The 18,340-nt window shown below is 60.2% G+C and carries 23 protein-coding genes; 14 read left to right on the top strand and 9 right to left on the bottom strand.

Annotated elements, in window-relative coordinates; genetic code table 11:
• Positions 1 to 43: 43 nt before the first annotated feature.
• The 8 genes from IF205_RS01900 (at position 44) to IF205_RS01865 (ending at position 6,782) form a co-directional block, all read left to right on the top strand.
• Entirely contained in the window at positions 44 to 763 is a 720-nt protein-coding gene (locus IF205_RS01900; protein WP_259781597.1) for a heme ABC transporter permease, read from the top strand.
• Positions 760 to 963: a heme exporter protein CcmD gene (ccmD, locus tag IF205_RS01895; protein WP_259781596.1), complete on the top strand. Its 204-nt coding sequence runs from the start codon at positions 760 to 762 to the stop codon at positions 961 to 963. Before IF205_RS01900 ends, ccmD begins: the two co-directional genes overlap by 4 nt.
• Positions 960 to 1,430: a cytochrome c maturation protein CcmE gene (ccmE, locus tag IF205_RS01890; protein WP_259781595.1), complete on the top strand. Its 471-nt coding sequence runs from the start codon at positions 960 to 962 to the stop codon at positions 1,428 to 1,430. The genes ccmD and ccmE overlap by 4 nt, the downstream gene beginning before the upstream one ends.
• Positions 1,427 to 3,409, top strand: coding sequence for a heme lyase CcmF/NrfE family subunit (locus IF205_RS01885; RefSeq protein ID WP_259781594.1), 1,983 nt, complete (start codon positions 1,427 to 1,429; stop codon positions 3,407 to 3,409). Before ccmE ends, IF205_RS01885 begins: the two co-directional genes overlap by 4 nt.
• 13 nt (positions 3,410 to 3,422) lie before the next feature.
• The gene (locus IF205_RS01880; protein ID WP_259781593.1) at positions 3,423 to 3,968 is read left to right on the top strand and encodes a DsbE family thiol:disulfide interchange protein; all 546 of its coding nucleotides are present in this window, start codon (positions 3,423 to 3,425) and stop codon (positions 3,966 to 3,968) included.
• On the top strand, positions 3,965 to 4,456 hold the full coding sequence (locus IF205_RS01875; RefSeq protein WP_259781592.1) for a cytochrome c-type biogenesis protein: 492 nt from the start codon (positions 3,965 to 3,967) through the stop codon (positions 4,454 to 4,456). The genes IF205_RS01880 and IF205_RS01875 overlap by 4 nt, the downstream gene beginning before the upstream one ends.
• Before the next feature lie 5 nt (positions 4,457 to 4,461).
• Positions 4,462 to 5,853, top strand: a complete 1,392-nt coding sequence (ccmI, locus tag IF205_RS01870; RefSeq protein WP_259781591.1) for a c-type cytochrome biogenesis protein CcmI — start codon at positions 4,462 to 4,464, stop codon at positions 5,851 to 5,853.
• Positions 5,854 to 5,993: 140 nt separating this feature from the next.
• Complete coding sequence (locus IF205_RS01865) at positions 5,994 to 6,782, top strand: hypothetical protein (RefSeq protein ID WP_259781590.1); 789 nt, start codon at positions 5,994 to 5,996, stop codon at positions 6,780 to 6,782.
• A 111-nt stretch (positions 6,783 to 6,893) separates the two neighbouring features.
• Here the strand turns inward: IF205_RS01865 and IF205_RS01860 are convergent, their stop codons facing one another.
• From IF205_RS01860 to bla, 4 genes are read right to left on the bottom strand one after another with little or no spacing between them, the layout of a single operon-like run.
• On the bottom strand, positions 6,894 to 7,967 hold the full coding sequence (locus tag IF205_RS01860) for a Fic family protein (protein WP_259781589.1): 1,074 nt from the start codon (positions 7,965 to 7,967) through the stop codon (positions 6,894 to 6,896).
• The gene (locus tag IF205_RS20615) at positions 7,964 to 8,239 is read right to left on the bottom strand and encodes a helix-turn-helix transcriptional regulator (protein WP_375542667.1); all 276 of its coding nucleotides are present in this window, start codon (positions 8,237 to 8,239) and stop codon (positions 7,964 to 7,966) included. Before IF205_RS20615 ends, IF205_RS01860 begins: the two co-directional genes overlap by 4 nt.
• A complete protein-coding gene (locus IF205_RS01855; protein WP_259781588.1) occupies positions 8,149 to 8,769 on the bottom strand; it encodes an AraC family transcriptional regulator in 621 nt (206 codons plus the stop codon). The genes IF205_RS20615 and IF205_RS01855 overlap by 91 nt, the downstream gene beginning before the upstream one ends.
• A 40-nt stretch (positions 8,770 to 8,809) precedes the next feature.
• Positions 8,810 to 9,688 carry a class A beta-lactamase gene (gene bla / locus IF205_RS01850; RefSeq protein WP_259781587.1) on the bottom strand — a complete coding sequence of 293 codons (879 nt, stop codon included), beginning with the start codon at positions 9,686 to 9,688 and terminating at the stop codon, positions 8,810 to 8,812.
• A gap of 244 nt (positions 9,689 to 9,932) precedes the next feature.
• On the opposite strand from bla, the gene IF205_RS01845 reads away from it, so the two are divergent.
• Entirely contained in the window at positions 9,933 to 10,829 is an 897-nt protein-coding gene (locus IF205_RS01845; protein ID WP_259781586.1) for a LysR substrate-binding domain-containing protein, read from the top strand.
• A 25-nt stretch (positions 10,830 to 10,854) separates the two neighbouring features.
• On the opposite strand, the gene IF205_RS01840 is transcribed toward IF205_RS01845, so the two are convergent.
• Complete coding sequence (locus tag IF205_RS01840) at positions 10,855 to 11,262, bottom strand: GFA family protein (protein WP_259781585.1); 408 nt, start codon at positions 11,260 to 11,262, stop codon at positions 10,855 to 10,857.
• A gap of 113 nt (positions 11,263 to 11,375) precedes the next feature.
• Here IF205_RS01840 and IF205_RS01835 point away from each other — a divergent pair, with 113 nt between their 5' ends.
• The gene (locus tag IF205_RS01835) at positions 11,376 to 12,560 is read left to right on the top strand and encodes a DUF2125 domain-containing protein (RefSeq protein WP_259781584.1); all 1,185 of its coding nucleotides are present in this window, start codon (positions 11,376 to 11,378) and stop codon (positions 12,558 to 12,560) included.
• 24 nt (positions 12,561 to 12,584) lie between these two features.
• Here IF205_RS01835 and IF205_RS01830 read toward each other — a convergent pair whose 3' ends face one another.
• From IF205_RS01830 to IF205_RS01820, 3 genes are read right to left on the bottom strand one after another with little or no spacing between them, the layout of a single operon-like run.
• On the bottom strand, positions 12,585 to 13,553 hold the full coding sequence (locus tag IF205_RS01830) for a prephenate/arogenate dehydrogenase family protein (protein ID WP_259781583.1): 969 nt from the start codon (positions 13,551 to 13,553) through the stop codon (positions 12,585 to 12,587).
• Positions 13,554 to 13,560: 7 nt separating this feature from the next.
• Positions 13,561 to 14,640 (bottom strand): histidinol-phosphate transaminase, encoded by a 1,080-nt coding sequence (hisC, locus tag IF205_RS01825; protein ID WP_259781582.1) that lies wholly within the window; start codon positions 14,638 to 14,640, stop codon positions 13,561 to 13,563.
• 57 nt (positions 14,641 to 14,697) lie between these two features.
• Entirely contained in the window at positions 14,698 to 15,555 is an 858-nt protein-coding gene (locus IF205_RS01820) for a chorismate mutase (RefSeq protein ID WP_259781581.1), read from the bottom strand.
• A gap of 186 nt (positions 15,556 to 15,741) precedes the next feature.
• Here IF205_RS01820 and IF205_RS01815 point away from each other — a divergent pair, with 186 nt between their 5' ends.
• From IF205_RS01815 to IF205_RS01800, 4 genes are all read left to right on the top strand, one after another.
• Positions 15,742 to 16,146, top strand: coding sequence for an NUDIX domain-containing protein (locus IF205_RS01815; protein WP_259781580.1), 405 nt, complete (start codon positions 15,742 to 15,744; stop codon positions 16,144 to 16,146).
• A gap of 131 nt (positions 16,147 to 16,277) precedes the next feature.
• Positions 16,278 to 17,147: a DUF1848 domain-containing protein gene (locus IF205_RS01810; RefSeq protein WP_259781579.1), complete on the top strand. Its 870-nt coding sequence runs from the start codon at positions 16,278 to 16,280 to the stop codon at positions 17,145 to 17,147.
• Between the two features lie 84 nt (positions 17,148 to 17,231).
• The gene (locus IF205_RS01805; protein ID WP_259781578.1) at positions 17,232 to 17,462 is read left to right on the top strand and encodes a hypothetical protein; all 231 of its coding nucleotides are present in this window, start codon (positions 17,232 to 17,234) and stop codon (positions 17,460 to 17,462) included.
• Between the two features lie 132 nt (positions 17,463 to 17,594).
• On the top strand, positions 17,595 to 17,864 hold the full coding sequence (locus IF205_RS01800) for a hypothetical protein (protein WP_259781577.1): 270 nt from the start codon (positions 17,595 to 17,597) through the stop codon (positions 17,862 to 17,864).
• Positions 17,865 to 17,886: 22 nt separating this feature from the next.
• Here the strand turns inward: IF205_RS01800 and IF205_RS01795 are convergent, their stop codons facing one another.
• The gene (locus IF205_RS01795; RefSeq protein ID WP_259781576.1) at positions 17,887 to 18,291 is read right to left on the bottom strand and encodes a flagellar basal body rod protein FlgC; all 405 of its coding nucleotides are present in this window, start codon (positions 18,289 to 18,291) and stop codon (positions 17,887 to 17,889) included.
• Positions 18,292 to 18,340 lie beyond the last annotated feature (49 nt).

Below are 18,340 nucleotides of genomic sequence, written 5' to 3'. Positions count from 1 at the left end.
TAGGTCGGTTTTCCGACTAAAAAGATCGGTTATAAGAAGGCCCATGCATAGATTCGCGAACCCTACCCGTTTCATGAAGATCGCCAACGCGATCATGCCTTTCGCTGCTGTCGGCTGTGCCGGGTTGCTGGGCCTTGGTCTCTATCTGGCACTTGTGGCCTCGCCGGTGGACTATCAGCAGGGCGACACGGTCCGCATCATGTATATCCATGTGCCTGCGGCCTATATGGCGGTGATGATCTATGCGGTCATGGCAGGCGCCAGCGCCAGTTCGCTGATCTGGAAACATCCGCTGGCCGATCTTGTGGCCCGCGCCAGTGCGCCGATCGGCATGGGCTTTACCTTCCTGTGCCTGGCGACCGGCTCGCTTTGGGGCAAGCCGATGTGGGGCACATGGTGGGTCTGGGACGCGCGGCTGACGTCGGTCCTGATCCTGTTCTTCCTCTATATGGGCTATATCGCGCTGATCAATGCCTTTGACGATCCGCAACGCGGGGCGAAACCGGCGGCGATCCTGACCCTGATCGGCGTCGTGAACCTGCCGATCATCAAATTCTCCGTCGACTGGTGGAATACCCTGCATCAACCGGCAAGCCTGCTGCGTATGGACGGGCCGAGCATGCCGGCGGAAATGCTGCAGCCGCTTTTCACCCTGATGGGGGCTTTCACCCTGTTTTATCTGGTGACGCTGGTCCTGCGCCTGCGCGGTGAGATCGCGGCGGCGAAAATCAGAACATTACGCATTATGGGAGCTACGGAATGAGTGAATTTTTCCATATGGGTGGTTATGCCGGTTATGTCTGGTCCTCCTATGGCCTGGCCCTGGTTGTCATGATTGCGCTTCTGGTGAGTTCCTGGATTTCCTGGCGTCGGAACGAAAATACATTAAAGGCCCTGCAGGTGGCCCGCACGCGCCGCAAGGACAAGCGCGCCACCCAACGTCCTGGCAAGGAGGCCGCATGAGCAGATCCCGGGCCGCAACCCGCAAAAGGGCGCGGATGTATGCCGTCATCGCTGGTCTGGCGATGCTGGGCATTGCGACTGCATTGGTGCTGGTCGCCATGCAGGATAACATCACCTTCTTTTTCGGCCCCAGCGAAGTGGCGCAAAAGGCCGTCGAGCCGGGCCAGACCTTCCGTCTGGGCGGGCTGGTGGCCGAGGGGAGCGTCGAAAAAGCCGCCGATGGCGTAACGACCCGCTTTAAGGTGACGGATCTGGTGGAAAGCGTGCCGGTAACCTATAGTGGTGTTTTGCCCGACCTGTTTCGTGAAAAGCAGGGCGTCGTCGCCCTGGGCCAGTTGAACGGCCAGGGCGTTTTCGTCGCCAGTGAAGTTCTGGCCAAACATGACGAGAAATATATGCCGCCCGAGGCAGTCGAGGCGATGAAACGCGCCGGTACATGGCGCCATGCAGAGGGAGAGAGCGAATGATTGCGGAACTGGGCCATTACGCCCTGATCCTGGCCCTGATGGCGGCCGTATTCCAGGCAGTGATCCCCCTTTGGGGCGCGGAGATGCGGGACGGACGGGCCATGGCCGTCGCCGGTCCGGCGGCGCTGGCGCAGTTTCTTTGCGTGGCGGTGGCCTTTGGCGCGCTGACCCATGCCTATGTCACCAGCGACTTTTCCGTGCTCAATGTGGCGGAGAATTCCCATACCCTGAAACCGATGCTCTATAAGGTCGCCGGCGTCTGGGGCAACCACGAAGGCTCGCTTCTGCTCTGGGTGATGGTGCTGACCCTGTTCGGGGCGCTCGTCAGCCTGTTCGGTGGCAATCTGCCCCCGGCGCTCAAGGCGCGTACGCTCTCCGTCCAGGCGATGATTTCGGTCGGCTTCCTGCTGTTCATGCTGTTGACCTCCAACCCGTTCGAGCGCCTGCTTCCGGCACCGCTGGAGGGCAACGACCTGAACCCGCTGTTGCAGGACCCGGGACTCGCCTTCCATCCGCCCATGCTTTACGTGGGCTATGTGGGCATGTCGATTGCCTTCAGCTTCGCCGTCGCCGCCCTGATCGAGGGCAAGGTCGACGCGGCCTGGGCCCGGTGGGTCCGTCCCTGGACATTGCTCGCCTGGTCCTTCCTGACCGCCGGGATCGGCCTGGGGTCCTGGTGGGCCTATTACGAATTGGGCTGGGGTGGCTTCTGGTATTGGGACCCGGTGGAAAACGCCTCCTTCATGCCGTGGCTCGTGGCGACAGCCCTGTTGCATTCGGCAATCGTGGTGGAAAAGCGCGATACGCTGAAAAGCTGGACCATCCTGCTGGCGATCATCGGCTTTTCGCTCAGCCTGATTGGTACTTTCCTGGTCCGTTCCGGCGTGATCAATTCCGTGCATGCCTTTGCCAATGACCCGGAACGCGGCGTATTCATCCTGGCCTTCCTGGTGATCTCCATTGGCGGCAGCCTGACGCTTTACGCCTGGCGGGCGCCTGCCCTCAAAGGCGGCGGCATGTTCCAGCCGATCAGCCGCGAAGGTGCGCTGTTGCTCAACAACCTGCTGTTGACCGGGGCCTGCGGCGTGGTCTTCTTCGGTACGGTCTTCCCGTTGATCCTGGAAATGACCGGGGGCGAAAAGATTTCTGTTGGACCGCCGTTTTTCAACATGACCTTCGTGCCGCTGATGCTGCCGCTGTTGCTGGCGATGGGCGTGGGGCCGCTGCTGGCCTGGAAACGGGGCGACCTGATGGCCGCCGCACAGCGTCTGCGCTTTGCCTTCCTGATTACGGTGATCGTCGCCGGGGTCAGCGCGATTGCGGTCTGGGGCCGCGATGCCTATGCGCTGATCGGCCTCTTCGTGGCGATCTGGCTGGCGCTGTCGACGCTGGTAGAGCTGGCGAAACGCGCCGGTTGGCCGCGCGCTGGCGTGGCAGGTACCCTGCGCCGGATCACCAAATTGAGCCGGGCGGCCTGGGGCATGACGCTGGCCCATCTGGGCGTGGCCGTGCTGGTGGCCGGGGCCACGGGCGCGTCGATGCTGACGTCTGAAAAGGTTGTTTCCCTCAAGCCGGGCGAGACGGTGGACCTGGCGGGCTATGAATTCACGCTGGACAACGTGCGCGAGGTACCGGGGCCCAACTATGTGGCCATGCGCGGCACCTATACCGTCCGCAAGGACGGTCAGGTCTTCGCCGTCTTCGAGCCGGAGAAACGGCGCTATATGTCAACCGGTCGTGAAACCACCGAGGCGGCGATCGAAACGTCGAGCTGGTTCGACCTCTATGCGGTGATCGGGGATAAATCCGACAGCGGCGGTTACGTCACGCGGATTTACCATAAACCGCTGGTTCCCTGGCTTTGGAGCGGGATAGGCCTGATGGTTCTGGGCGGCTTTGTGTCCCTGAGTGACCGCCGCCTGCGGATCGGTGCACCCACGCGCAGCCGGGCCGCCGCACGGCCTGCGCCTGCGGAATAAGGGTATTGTGGAAATGACTTCGATGATGAAACGACGCCTTGTTTTCCTGGTGCCTCTCGCCCTGTTCATGGGGCTGGCCGGGTATTTCTATTTCGGTTTGGGCAGGGATGTGACCCAGGTGCCCTCCGCGTTGATCGACAAGCCGCTGCCTGATCTGGATGTGCCGCCACTGCTGGACGACATGCCGGGGCTCAAGACGGCGGACCTGAAAGGCAAGGCGCAGATCATCAACGTCTTTGCCTCCTGGTGTGTACCCTGCCGGGCGGAACACCCGATTATCACCAAGCTCGCCAAGCAATATGGCGTGAAGGTCAATGCGCTCAACTGGAAGGACAAGCCGGAAGACGCCAAGGCCTGGCTGGACAAGCTGGGCAACCCCTATGCCACGGTCGGCTCCGACCAGAAGGGCCGCGCAGGGATTGATCTGGGCGTTTATGGCGTGCCGGAAACCTATGTGATCGATGCCCAGGGGCGTATCCGCTACAAGATTGCGGCGCCCTTGCAACAGCGGAACCTGGACCAGGATATTCTGCCGCTGCTGAAGGAATTGAACAAATGATCCATGGCCGGGTGAAAGCCTTCTTCCTGGTTCTGGCGCTGGCGCTTGTGCCACAGATGGCAGGCGCGGTCCTGCCGGATGAAATTCTGGCCGACCCCAAACTGGAGGCGCGGGCAAGGGACATCTCGGAAGGGCTGCGTTGTCTGGTCTGCCAGAACGAGTCGATCGACGATTCCAATGCGGATTTGGCGCGGGACCTGCGCATTATCGTGCGCGAACGCCTGCAGGCGGGAGACACGGATGAGCAAGTCGTCAGTTATATCACTGCCCGCTATGGGGATTATGTGCTGCTGAAGCCGCCGTTCAATGCGGAAACCTTCATCCTGTGGGGCAGCCCGGCCCTGTTCCTGCTGTTTGGTGCTGGTGCGATCCTGCTCTGGTTCCGGGGACGCCGCCAGGAAGCAGAGGAGGCGGGCACCCTTGCCAACAAGGCCCTCACCCAGGCGGAACGTGACCGCCTGAAAGCGATTTTAGACGAGGATAAGTAACCCGCATGACGTTTTGGTTGGTGGCCGCCGGTCTCACGGTTCTGGTTCTGGCTTTGTTGACGCTGCCCCTGTTGCGCAAGAACCGCGACGGGGATATTGCGACCGAAGACTATGACATGATGGTCTACAAGAACCAGTTGAAGGAAATCGCCCGCGAACGCGAACGCGGTGTCCTCAACGGGGCAGAGGCCGAAGCCGCCGAGGCGGAAATCTCCCGCCGTATTCTGGCGGTCGACAAGGTGCGCCGGAAGGATGGCAAGGCCGTCGGTGCGGGGCGTGCGGTGGCGCTGGCCGTGGTGATTGCGGTGCTTCTGCCTCTGGGTGCGACGGCGGTCTATCTCAACATTGGCAATCCGGGCATGCCCGACCGGCCCTTTGCGGAACGCGATGCCGAACGCCGCCTTGCCCAGGGCGGCATGCCGAATATCAAAAAGGCGCTGGAAAACCTGCAGGCGCGGTTGAAGGAAAATCCCGACGACCTGCAGGGCTGGGCGATGCTGGGCCGTTCGCTCATGACGCTACAGCGGTTTGAAGAGGCGGCGGACGCCTATGGCAAGGCGGCGGCCCTTGATCCGAAGGCGGGCTTCCAGTCCGCCTATGGCGAGGCGCTGGTCTATGCCGCCGACGGTACGGTCACCGAAAAGGCGCAGGCCGCCTTCAAGGATGCGCTTGAACTGGCCCCCGGCGATCCGCGTGCGGCCTTTTATCTGGCGCGCGGTGAATATCAGGCGGGCAACCGCGAAAAATCCCTCGATATGCTGATCACACTGGCGCAATCCGCCCCGGCGGATGCGGTCTGGCTGCCCAATGTCCGGGATGCGGCGCTGTCGGTTGCCGAGGAACTGGACAAGGATATTTCGGACCGCCTGCCCGAACCGGCCAAGGTTGCCGCGACCCCGAAGGCCGCCCCGATGTTGAGCCCCGAGCAGATTGAATCCATGAAGGACATGAACCCGGAAGATCGTCAGCAGGTGATCGTTTCCATGGTTGATGGCCTGGCGGAACGCATGAAGGGTGAGCCGGACAATATCCAGGGCTGGTCCCGTCTGGCCCGTGCCCTGGTGGTTCTCAAACGCGATCAGGAGGCCCTGGCCGCCTATGACCATATCCTGGCCCGCCAGCCCGACAATGTGGCCATGATGCTGGAAAAGGCGCGGGCGATCCGGGGCTTTGCCGGAAATGTGCCGACCGATGAAAGTGCAGAGCTGATGGCGCGGGTGGTGGAACTGGACCCGAACAATATGGAGGCCCTGTGGTTCTCCGCCATGGCGCGGTTGCGCGGTGGTGACCGGGACGGGGCCAAGGCATTGTTCGACCGTGCCATGGCGAACCTGGACCCCGGCGCGCCGGAATATCAGGAGCTGGCCTCCCAGGTTGAAAAGCTGATGGCGCAATAGGCCGACCATACCTGAGTTACCTAAAATCTACTTCGTTTTTTAACCATTTCCGCGTAGGACTGTAGTAAGGTGATCACCGGATTTGCTGCTGAAATACGAATGAGGGGGGCGCAGTATTGGTTTTGGTCGGGAGATGACGATTGGCTCAAAACGCGCACAACAGAAAAAAATTTACAATTGAACGCAGTCGTGGCTCGGCCATGAAGGCGGGAGACGAGGGCGGCTCATTGGCCACCGGAGGCGACGCCCGCGCGGAAGAACGTCATCAGGAGACGATGGAAGCCATCGACCTGTTGCGTCAGGACCTTGAAAAACTGGGGCATCTGGAAGAAAAGATCGCCGAAAAGGTCGGCGGCGGCCAGATGGATTCCGGCGTGATGGAGGAATATAAAAGCCAGGTGGCGGAGGCTGCCAACCTGCGCCGGGACCTCCAGGAACTGTCGGACGCAATCGACGAGACCAAAAAAGAAATCGCCATGCTGGCGAATAACGAGGCGGACAAGGATAAGATTTTTGCCGCCAGCCTGGAACTGGGCGCGGTGGTCAAGGATACCGAGGCGGCCACCGACAGTATCATCCAGGCGGCAGAGACCATCGAGGACCTGGGCAATCGCATGCGCGCCGACCTGTCTCTGGAGGAGGGCGACGCCGCCATCCTGGACGAGTTGAGCGAGCAGGTGATCAACATATTCGAGGCCTGCAACTTCCAGGACATCACCGGCCAGCGCATCACCAAAGTCGTCAACACGATGAATTTCATCGACGAGCGCATCAAGAAGATGATGGAAATCTGGGGCGGCAGCGAGCTGTTCAAGGGCCTCCTCCCGGAAGAGGCAGCCCCGCCTGCCGACGCCGGCGAACCCATGCACGGCCCGGCCCTGCCCGAAGAACGCATCAGCCAGGACGACATCGACGCCCTGTTCGATTAGATTTCAGGCGATTTTCGGAACTAGGAAAGCCGCCTGCGAGGGCGGTTTTTTTTGGGAGTAGTTCGCATATTTGCCTTACTCATAATTAAAGGACATTTCGGATAGGCACTCTCAATTTTCTTCTGGACGGTAACGGGATCCATCAATCGGTTTCTCCACCTTGTCAGGCAGTCTGTAACTGGTGCTTCGTCCGCCGCCCGGGTTTTGAATGAAGATGCCGCGTTCTTTGAGCGTCTGGATATCCCGCAGGGCTGTGTCGTTTGAACATTTCGCCAGCTTGGCGTATTTGGAGGTATTCATATAGCCTTTGAAATCGGGGGCCAGCATCCGGTTGATGATCCGGCGTTGGCGATCATTGACGGGATTCTCATTGATCCTGTCCCAAAGAGCCGCTTTGAACAGCACATTACCTAGTGTTGCCTCCGCATTGGAAAGGGCGCCCCCGAGGCAGTCCAGAAACCATTCCAACCAGCCGGTGATTTCCGGGGCGCTTCGCTGTTGCCTTTCTAACTGGTCGTAGTAGTCCTTCCGCTCGGAATCGATCTGCGTGGAAAGGCTGTAGAAACGATCCGATGTCCCGTCGGCACGGGCCAGCGCCATGTCGCCGATTGCTCTGGCAATTCGGCCATTGCCGTCGTCGAAGGGGTGGATCGTTACGAACCAGAGATGGGCAATCCCGGCTTTGAGCACAGGATCAATATCCTTGCCGTTGTCGAACCATGCGAGGAATGCCCGCATTTCCTTATCCAGCCGGTCTGCATGCGGCGCTTCAAAATGAATTGTCTCATGGCCGATCGGGCCGGAAACCACCTGCATGGGGCCAGCATCGGGGCGTCGCCATTGAGCCGCTGCGATACGCTGCATTCGGCTGCGCCCGGTTGGGAAAAGGGCCGCATGCCAGTCAAACAATCGGTCTTGTGTCAGAGGAGTCGAGAATTGCTGCGTGGCATCCAGCATCATTTCAACAGTGCCTTCCACATCGCGGCTGGCGGGGACGAGCCCGGCAATGTCGATGCCCAGGCGACGGGCAATGGACGAACGAACCTCCTCCGGGTTTAAGGCCTCACCTTCAATCGCGGAGGATTTCACCACATCGTTGGTCAGAGCGCTGAGATTGGCCTCTCGCTTTAACTCAAAGCCAAGATAATAACCGCAAATCATGCGGTGATTATCTGTGCTATTCACCGCAAAACCCGTCTGCCCCCCCCCATGCTGGACAGGTCTTCCGCCCCGTCGTCTCTCCGCTCATTGCGCAATTTCTTCGGGGTGATCCCGTATTTGCGGCTGAAGAGGTTGCGGAAATGGCCGTGATGGCAAAAGCCGCATTCATAGGTGATGTCGGTGATTGACTGGCGGGTATTGATGATCAGGTTGCGGGCGAGTCCCAGACGCAGGTCGCGGATGAGTTCATGGATGCCCGTGTCCAGCGTTTGCCCAGATGGCGGTCGACAAGCCAAAGTGCCAGATCCGCCGCCCCGGCTCCGCCCGCACAGGTGATGCGATCGCTGTCCTCCAGAAAAAGCTGCCCGGTTTCCAGCATCTCATCGTCACAAAGTTTGAGATAGTCGCGGTGATGGAACCAGTTCACGCAACAGCGCCGCTCCTTCATCAGCCCCGCACTCATCAATGCATAGGAGCCTGTGCACACCCCGATCAGGGGGATGCCCATGTCGTCGGCGCGCCGCAGATAGTCGTGCATCTCCGGGGTGATTTCCGTACCGACGTCCAGCAGTCCGCCGAAAACGGCGATATAGTCGAATTGGCGCGGGTCGGGAGGCTGACGGTCGGTTGCGATCCGCACGCCGGAACTGGAGGTCACCATGCTGGCGCCTGGCGCGGTAACGGTCCAGTTGCAATTGCGCTGTTCGCTGCGATCGCCCTTGTCTGCGGCCAGGCGCAAGACGTCCAGGAAGGAGGCAAAGGGGGCCAGGGTGAACCGATGAAGCGGGACAAGCCCCACTGACAATGCGGATTTCTGTGTCATCATCTTTGCCTCGCTCCCAAACAGGCTGAACAGACCGGGGCGGCTATCGTGCGGCGATCTCGTCGATCATCGCCTTGCCGATTTCGGCCACCACCTTGTTGCGCAGGGGAAAATCCGCCTTGCTGTCGGTCAGATAGATGGCCGCCAGATAGGTCCGGCCATTTTCATCCTGTAGGAAGGCCGTAATCCCGCGTGATCCATGACCGCCCGCGCCGGTCTTGTCACCGATTACCCAGCCGTCCGGCAGGTTTGCCCGGATCAGAGCATCCGCGACCTTGTCGTCAATCATCCAGCCGCGCAGCCGGGCTGAGGATTCCGGGCGCAGGACGTCGGCAAACAAAAGCGTGTTGAGGGTTTTCACCATCGCTGCGGGCGTGGTCGTGTCCCGTTCGTCCCCCGGCGTGCTTTCGTTCAGTGCGGTTTCCCAGCGGTCCAGGCGCGTGGTGTCATCGCCGATGCTGCGCAGGAAGGCGGTGAGGCCCTTGGGGCCGCCAATGCTGTTTAACAGCAGGTTGCCCGCCGTGTTGTCGCTGGTGGTGAGTGTCGCCTCACAAAGCTCACCAATGGTCATACCGTCTTCCACATGTTCTTTCGTTACCGGGGAATAGGTGACCAGGTCCCCCTTGGTGTAGGTGATCCGCCGGGTCAGGTCTTCCTCGCTTGCGTCCACGCGCGCCAATACCGCTCCGCAAAGCAGAACCTTGAAGGTGCTGGACATTGGAAAGCGTTCATCCGCGCGATGCTCCAAGGCCCAGCCGGAGCTGATTTCACGCAGTTCCACGCCGATCCGTGCGTCCAGCTTGTCTTCCCATTTTGCCGCCGCGGCGTTCAGTTCCTGCGCCTGGCCGGCGGATAGGCCTGTAAGGAAAAATGCACTGCCCAGGATCGCCAGATGTGCCAGTTTTCGGGTTGTCCGTTTCATTCTTTTATCCGTTTTCGCTTGTTTTAACTGCGGGTTCCGCTGACGCGTGGCATTCGGATAGACGATCATTTGGGCAGAAAGGTGTCACAGGGCTGACATTAGGAAACAGTGACCGCCGTGCCTATGGAAAGTTCGTCCATGATCATTCCATGTGGGAATATCGATGTTAATTAATGGCCTTAAGCTGGTGATAAATTCAGATAAATGGTATCCATTTTGGAATATCAAATAACCGGTTTCGACCATGTATAACCTGCGCCGACTTCCCCCTACGGAATTGCTCGTGGCCTTCGAGGCGGTGGCCCGCTATGGCCAGGTCAGTTCTGCCGCGCGGGATTTATCGTTGACCCAGGGGGCCGTCAGCAAACAGATCCGCGCCCTGGAGGACCGGTTGCAGGTTGCCCTGTTCGAGCGTCATCCCCGCGGGCTTGTTCTGACCGTGGCCGGGCGGGAGTTGTTGGAAACGGTGCGGCCGCTCCTGCATGAACTGGGGGCGACATTGTCCCGGCTCGAGGCGGGGCGGGACCAACCGGTTGTCTCGATCATTGCGACGCAGGCCGTGGCCCATTACTGGCTGTTCAACCGGCTGGTCCAATTCAACCGCGTCCATCCAGAGATCATGGTCCATATCCATGCCAGCAATGCGATCGACGAATACAGCGTGATCGAGCATGATTTCGGCATTCTCTATGGTGCGGGCAACTGGGGCGGCCTGGAGGCGGCACCACTTTTTGCAGAGCGCATTCGCCCCATCGCGGCCAGCGATTTTGACCTGCCGCCGGTCCACAAGGTCGAAGACCTGACCGGGTTACCTCTGATTCAGTTGGATTCCCGTGCCTGGAACTGCCTGGACTGGCCCAGTTGGTTCCGGCATTTCGGGGTCGATTACGCGCCGCCGGGCAAGGCCCTGACCCTGAATCAGGTAACCCTGACGCTGAATGCGGCGCAGGAAGGGCTGGGCGTGGCGCTGGGCTGGGAATTCATGATTGGCGATCTTCTGGCATCCGGTGCGCTGGTGCCGGTCGGTGAATTTGTCTTTGAGACCGGCTTTCACGACTATCTGGTCCATTCCCGCGCGCGGACCCTCTCGCCCGCCGCCCGGCTGTTCCGAAACTGGCTGAGGGAAACCTGTTCTTCGTAGGCGCGCGTTGTTGCCGTCGCGCTTTCTATTCCGGGTATTTGTCGAATTGGGGCGCGTCTTTCAGGGCCTCTTCCCAGTCGGCCTTGTCGGCCATCATGATGTGGGCGCTGGGTTCGATTGTAACCGGGCTGTCCAGGCTGCCTGCGGGCGCGACCACAAGTCCGCTTGCCGCATCCCGCCCCGGCAGGGCCGAGCCGCAGGTGGTGCAGAAGCTTTTGGCATGGCGGGTGCCGGGCAGGTGGTAGACACGGACCTGATCCTCCCCGCTGAGCCAGGTAAGCTCGGCCGGCTGGGCGAAGAGGTTGGCGCCATGAACCGTGCCGGTGCCCTTGCGGCAGCGGTTGCAATGGCAGAGAAAGAAGTTCTTGAACTCGCCGGTAATTTCGAACGTGACACCGCCGCACAGGCACGATCCTGAATGTTTCCCCGTCATGGCTATTCCCCCTGCTGATTGTTGTCTGCCCTCTCATACGACAGAGAAGCCGCCTTGTCGAATTAATCCCATTGCAGGTTGGTCTTGGCCGGGGTTGGTGGTACAGAGATGCCATGAAAAGCAATCGCCCGTTCTGGATTATCATTCTGGTCTCCGCCGCGACACTGGCCGCCTATACCGGCTATTGGTTCTGGGGCGCGCAGAAGCTTGCCGCCTTTGCCGAAGAACAGCTCGACGGCTGGCGCAGCGAGGCGGTGGATGTGCACTATGCGGAGCCGGCCGTCACCGGTTTTCCGGGCATCATCCGCGTGACCTTCCCGTCGGTTGCGGTGACTGATTCCAAACAGAACTGGCATTGGCAGGGGCAACAGGTCGAACTTTCCGCCCAGCCCTGGAAGCCGTTGAACTTCCGCGGATCGCTTCGTGGTGAACAGGGGCTTAGCCTGCCGCTGGACGGGCGCATGGTCGATATGGTTCTCTCGGCGGATCGCGCGGATGTCCTGACCCATTTCGACCTTCAGGGGCAGCTTTCCGGGGTGGAACTGGAACTGGTGAAGCTGGACGGGGCGGCACCGATGCTGGATGAGCATGTCCGCGCCGACTATCTTTATTTGAATGTGGACCAGCTTGCCGCCGGTGGTGACCTTGCCGCCAGCCTGCGGACCAAGGTGACCAAACTGATCCTGCCGAAAGCCTGGGACAACCCCCTGGGCCGGGGGCTGAAGGAATTTCAGGCGAAGATCAATATCGTCGAGCCTTTCCCGCAATCGGACCTGCAGGACAGCCTGACACGCTGGCAGGCCAATGGCGGGCGACTGGATATCAACTGGCTGAAGGTGGAATGGGGCACGCTTGGCCTGCAGGGACAGGGCCGTCTGGCGCTGGACAAGGACCTGCGGCTGGATGGCAAGCTGGACGGGCAGGTGGCCGGTCTGGCGGAAACCCTGGAGGAATTCGGTGCGCGCGGTCTGATTGAGAAAAAGGTGGCCCGGCTGGCCGCCGCCGGCGCGCGGCTGTTCTCCTTTGGCAAAACCGCAGACGGGCGGCCTGCTGCGGATATCCCGATCGTTCTGCAACAGGGAAATCTGCTTTTGGGGCCGCTGCAACTGGCCTCCATCCCGCCGGTATTCGCGCCGGCGAAAGCGCCGGTCAGGATATCTCCACCCCCCGAGGAGGCGGATCGTGGGCCGGTGCCGAAGGAACTGATGCCGCCCGCAGGCGACAAGATCACGCCGGTGCCCACAGCGCCGGTGGTGGTGGAGGAGCTGGGGCCGCCGAAAGCCCCAGCCGCTCAATAGGCGCATACCCGCCCGAACAGGTTCCTAGTCGGAATCCGAGCTGGTTTTCTGGTTTTCTTTCCAGTCCACCTGCGGGGCGCGGGCGGGTTCCGTCAGGACCTTCCGGCGTACTTCGCGGGTGCGCGTAAACCAGTCATGCAGCTTTTCCCCCTCGCCCCAGCGGATGGCCCGCTGCAGGGCGACCAGGTCCTCGGTAAAGCGGCCCAGCATTTCCAGCGTTGCCTCCCGGTTTTTCAGGAACACGTCCCGCCACATGGTCGGGTCGGAACCTGCGATCCGGGTGAAATCGCGGAAGCCACTGCCGGAAAAGCGGACAACCTCGTTGGTGCGCACCAGTGCCTCGTCGGTCACATGTTCGCGGGCGAGCTGATGCTCCAGGTCCGCGACCGTGCCGACAATGGTGTAGGCGATCAGATGCGGCAGATGGGAGGTGATGGCGAAGACCCGGTCATGATGTTCCGGTGACATGATCTCCACAATCGCGCCAATCGTTTCCCAAAGCCGCTTGACCCGTTCCAGGGCCTTCCCGTCCGTCCCCGACGTTGGCGTAATGATCAGGTAACGTCCGTCGAAGAGTTCGGCAAAACCCGCTTCCGGGCCGGAGTTTTCCGTGCCGGCAATCGGGTGGGCGGCGACGAAATGGGCATGGTCCGGCAGATATTGCTGCACATCGTCGATGGCGCTGCGCTTGCAGGAGCCGACATCGGAGACGATCGCGCCATCCTTCAGATGCGGGGCGATGGCCCGGGCAACGGCGGTATAGGCGGACAGAGGCGTGCAGATCACGACCAGGTCGGCATCCTTGACGGCCTCGGCCATATCGTCGGATACGCTGTCCACAAAGCCCAGTTCCAGAGATTTGGCACGGGTTTCCGCACTGCGGGCCGCGCCTGCGATATGCCCGGCCAGACCACCACGTTTCATGGCCCAGGCGAGCGAGGAGCCGATCAGGCCAAGCCCGATCAGCGTTACTTTTTCAAATTGGGGTGACATGGGTCGTCTATCCCTTGAAATCTTTCAATATGTCGACGCATAACCGGCAGTCCTTTTCCAGACCGATGGTGATGCGGATATAATCCGCCAGGCCATAGCCACCCATCTGACGGGCGATCACGCCACGCTGTTTCAGGAAGGCATAGGCCGCGTCCGCGGTCTCCTTGGTCCCGAAACCGGCGATCAGGAAGTTGCCCACCGACGGCGGCACTTCGATGCCCAGCTTTTTCAGCTCTTCGCTCAGATAGCTGAGCCACTGGCTGTTATGGGCAATGGCCTTTTCGGTGTGGGCGATATCCTGCATGGCGGCGGTCCCGGCGGCCTGGGCCGTGGTGGACAGGTTGAACGGGCTGCGCAGCCGGTTCATCAGGTCGATCACCGGACGCTGTGCATAGCACCAGCCCAGACGCACCGCCGCCAGACCATAGATCTTGGAGAAGGTGCGCATCATGACCACGTTGGGGAATTCATCCACCAGGTCCGGGCCTGCGGTATAGTCGTTGCGGACCACATATTCCGCATAGGCCGCGTCGATCACCAGCAGGACATTTTCCGGCAACCCGTTCGCCAGACGGCGCAGCTCGTCGGTCGGCAGATAGCTGCCCGTCGGGTTGTTCGGGTTCGCAACGAAGACGATCTTCGTCTTGTCCGTCACATGGGCCAGCAAGGCATCCACATCGGTGCGCAGGTCGGTTTCCGGCGCCTTGACCGGTGTCGCCCCCACCTGCAGCGCGTTGATCGGATACATCAGAAAGCCGTGTTCCGAATAAAGCACTTCATCGCCGGGACCCGCGAAGATGCGGGTCAGCATGGTGATGATCTCGTCCGATCCGGCACCGCAGACGATGCGGTCCGGGTCCAACCCGTTGCGGGTGGCAATCGCATTGCGTAATTCTGTGGCTCCCCCGTCGGGGTATCGTTGCATGCTCGCGGCGGCCTTCATATAGGCTTCGCGTGCCAAAGGGCTTGCGCCGTGCGGATTCTCGTTGGCAGAGAGAATTGCAGGGTCGGCAATGCCTTCGACAGAATGGCTTCCCGGAATGTAAAGCGGGGCTTTTTCAATTCCCGGTCGCGGCACGAGCGGCATGAGATATCTCCTTACAGGGTTCAGAGCCGGATTAAATTTTCAGAGTAGTCGGGGTTATCAGCTATTTATTTTTACGAAGTCGGACTTTTGGATGATGTCCGCATAATAGCCGATGATATGGGTGCGTTGCACCGCATCGCGCATTCCCAGATGGTCCAGACGGGTGTCGTTGGGTTCCAGGAATTCTTTCAGTTCCACCAGATGCATCCAGCCGGAGGCCTCTGCGGAAACGATGAAGCTGGGGGACAGCTTGGCTTTGTTCAGCATCTCGGTCAGCGCCGCCCGGCTGAGCGTGTCGGCGGTCTCGATCACGAGAAGCGTACGGTCACGCCCGGTCGGCTCGCCGTCCAGATGGGCAACAGCCAGCGCCTCCATCTTTTCCCCGCGGACGTTGCCGACCCCGGAAAAGGGCAGGCGCATGATCACCTTCGGCGCATCCTGCACACAAAGAGCCGTCCACCAGGGATAGGCGTTCTTTTCCGTCGGCAGCGGCAGAACGGCCACTGCCGCATTGCCCTGGGAAATCTGGTTCAATGTCTCGCGGGTGTTGGGATAGGCGGTGATCGGCGTCTGCGCACCGAACTGGTCGCGCGCCAGGTCCCACATGGAGGCATGTTCGTCGTCGGCAAAGACGGCGATATTGTACTGGTTCTGCAACTGGGTGAAGGCGGCGATCATTTCCTGCCACATACGCGCCAGCGCCTCGAACGGGAAGGGGCCGCGATGACGGGCGGCAAGGCGGCGCAGCATGGCAGCCTCACGCGCAGGGCGGATCGGCAGGTCTCCCCGCTTGGCAATGCCCTTCGCACCGGCCACATGTGCGACCACATCGGCCCGCCGCATCAGCAGGTCGTGCATAGCGTTGTCGATATCGTCGATTTCACGACGCAGATCATCCAACGACCGGTCCGACATTCATGGCCTCCACCAAAACAAATGCTTCAGCGCCAGTCGTAGCGTGCAACTGACCTGAAAGCAAAGAAAAACAGCTTTTCCCGCCGGTGTCGAGCAACGGAATTTCGTATGCTGGCATAGTGTTGAAATCGCAACCATAATACGGATGATGCGGGGCATCGGCCAACAACAGGATGGGTGAGGTAGATGGATATGGTAAACTGGCCCCGCGTGGGCTGTGGGGCGGCGATTTTCAATGCCGGGGGGCAGATCCTTCTGGCCCGTCGCAAACGCGATCCCGAGGCCGGTCATTGGGGCATCCTGGGCGGTAAGGTGGAGTGGGGCGAGACCGTTGAGGATACGGTCGTCCGCGAGATCGAGGAGGAAGCCGGGGTGAAAATCCGCCTGACCGGGCTTGCCTGTCTGGTGGACCAGATCGCCGACGACGGCAGTTCCCATTGGGTCAATGCCGTTTATCGGGCTGATATTGTCGACGGAGAGCCTAAAGTGATGGAACCGGAAGCCTTGGAAGACATGGGCTGGTATGATCTGGATAATCTTCCGGGCCCGCTGACCCGGTCAACGGAAGAGTTTTTGAAGACAACGACGTAACACAATCCGTCATGCTCGTGCTCGACACGAGCACCCACGAGGGCAAACTCATCGTGGGTAGGCGGATCAAGTCAGCGCATGACGACCTTTATTTGACGCTGAGAACGGGCATTTGGAGGGGTAAATCCCGAATGATCATCTCCGCCAGCTATAAGACCGATATTCCGGCCTTTTATGCGGACTGGTTCATGAACCGGCTGCGGGAGGGCTATTGCCGGGTGAAAAACCCCTATGGCGGGCAGCTCTTCGACGTTTCGCTGGCCCCGGAAAACGTGGATGGTTTTGTTTTCTGGACCCGGAATATCCGGCCCCTGATGGACCATCTGGAGGCAATCCGCCTGACCGGCCCGATGGTGGTGCAATTCACCGTTACCAATTATCCGCGTGCGATCGAGACCAGTGTGATCCCGGCGCATAAGGCCCTGGAAGACATGAAGACGCTGGCGGATCATCTGGGGTCGCGTGCGGTGGTCTGGCGCTATGACCCGGTTGTGGTCAGCGATATCACCCCGCCGCACTGGCATCTGGTGAATTTCGAAGCCCTGGCGGGTGCTTTGGAAGGGGTGGTGGATGAGGTCGTCATGTCCTTCATGCATGTTTATGCCAAGTCCAAGCGCAATATGGATGCGGCTGCCCTGAAAAGCGGCTTTCACTGGACCGACCCGCCATTCGAGGAAAAACAGGACCTTCTGTCGAAATTGGCGGTCGTGGCCAAAAAACACGGCATGAAGGCGACGCTCTGTGCACAGCCCGACCTGCTGACCGATGACCTTGTGCCGGCGGCCTGCATTGATGCAAAGCGTCTGGTGGATGTCGGCGGGCGGCTGTTTTCCGCAAAACAGAAGGGGAACCGGCCCGGCTGCCTTTGTGCTGAAAGCCGCGATATAGGGGCCTATGACACCTGCCCGCATGGTTGTGCCTATTGCTATGCCACGCGCCATCAGGAGGCCGCCAAGGAAAATTACCGCGACCATAACCCCTGGCATGATATGCTGGGGTGATCGTTGTCACAGAAAAGACGCCCCAATTTGTTCATATAATCAGTTTAAAAGGCCCATTGGGGACAGTAATTGGAGTTTTTTAATATGATCAGGACAAGACATTTGCTTCTCGTCGGCGTTGCTGCGGTTCTTTTGTCCGCCTGCAACGTGACGGCCCGCACGGACAAAGCCAAGGTGAAGGTTCCGGGCGTTGAAGTGGAAGTCGGCGACGACGGTCATCACGACCGCGATCGCGACCACGATTATGACCGCGACCATGATAAGGATGAGGGCGGCTTCTGCCCGCCGGGCCAGCATAAAAAGGGTCGTTGCTGATCCATTCTTTCTTCACTTTCAAAGGGCACGCGGTTCTTGATGGGCCGCGTGTTTTTTGTGCTTCGAAAAAAACGGCCTGATCGTTTCATAACGTCCTCCCAACCCCATCGGGTTTTAACGGGAGTAGTGACTATGATCGGTATGAAACATGTACTTCTTGTCGCCCTGGCTGTCGTTATGCTGTCGGCCTGTACGGTGACGGCCAGCGACCGCCGCCCTGTGGTGAAGACCTATCCCCGTGTTGTTGTCGGCGTGGATGAGCATCATCATCGCCATGATGATCATTATGACGACCGCAGGCACGGGCATGATGATGACTATGGCTATCGCGATGACCGCAGAAGGCGTTTCTGCCCGCCCGGCCATGCCAAAAAGGGCTGGTGCGGCCGCCGCTTTCGCTGATCGTGCCGTGACGGAATAGCCGTTAGCTGATGATGTCGGTGACTTCGCGTTCCAGGTCTTCCTGCGTCTGCAGGACCTTCAGGTTGGCTGAATAGGCGTTTTTCGACTGGATCAGGTCGGTGAATTCCCGGCCCAGGTCCACATTCGGTGCCTCGACCAGACCTTCGTCATTGGCGAGCGGCGATGTGGGGTCATAGGCGAGCAGGCCGCCTTCGGGCTGACGGTTCACGACCTGTGCCCGGGTGCCGCCGCTGGGCTCCACGCTGCTCTGGACAACGTCCCGTGCCTGATAGACCTGTTCGCTGCCTTCGGTCGCACCCGGTTTACCCACCGTGCGCTGGTTGGCAATATTATTGGAGGTCGCGCCGACACGGGTAGTGGCGGCAGTCAGTCCGGACAGGGCGTTTGTCAAAGTCGTCGATACCATGGCGGCACTTTATCCAAACCAGATTAACGAAGCATTACCGATTGATTCA

The organism is Aestuariispira ectoiniformans, assembly GCF_025136295.1.
Taxonomy (GTDB): Bacteria; Pseudomonadota; Alphaproteobacteria; order UBA8366; family Aestuariispiraceae; genus Aestuariispira_A; species Aestuariispira_A ectoiniformans.
Note: the sequence above shows the minus strand (reverse complement) of the source record. Positions and strands in the feature narration are given on the sequence as shown.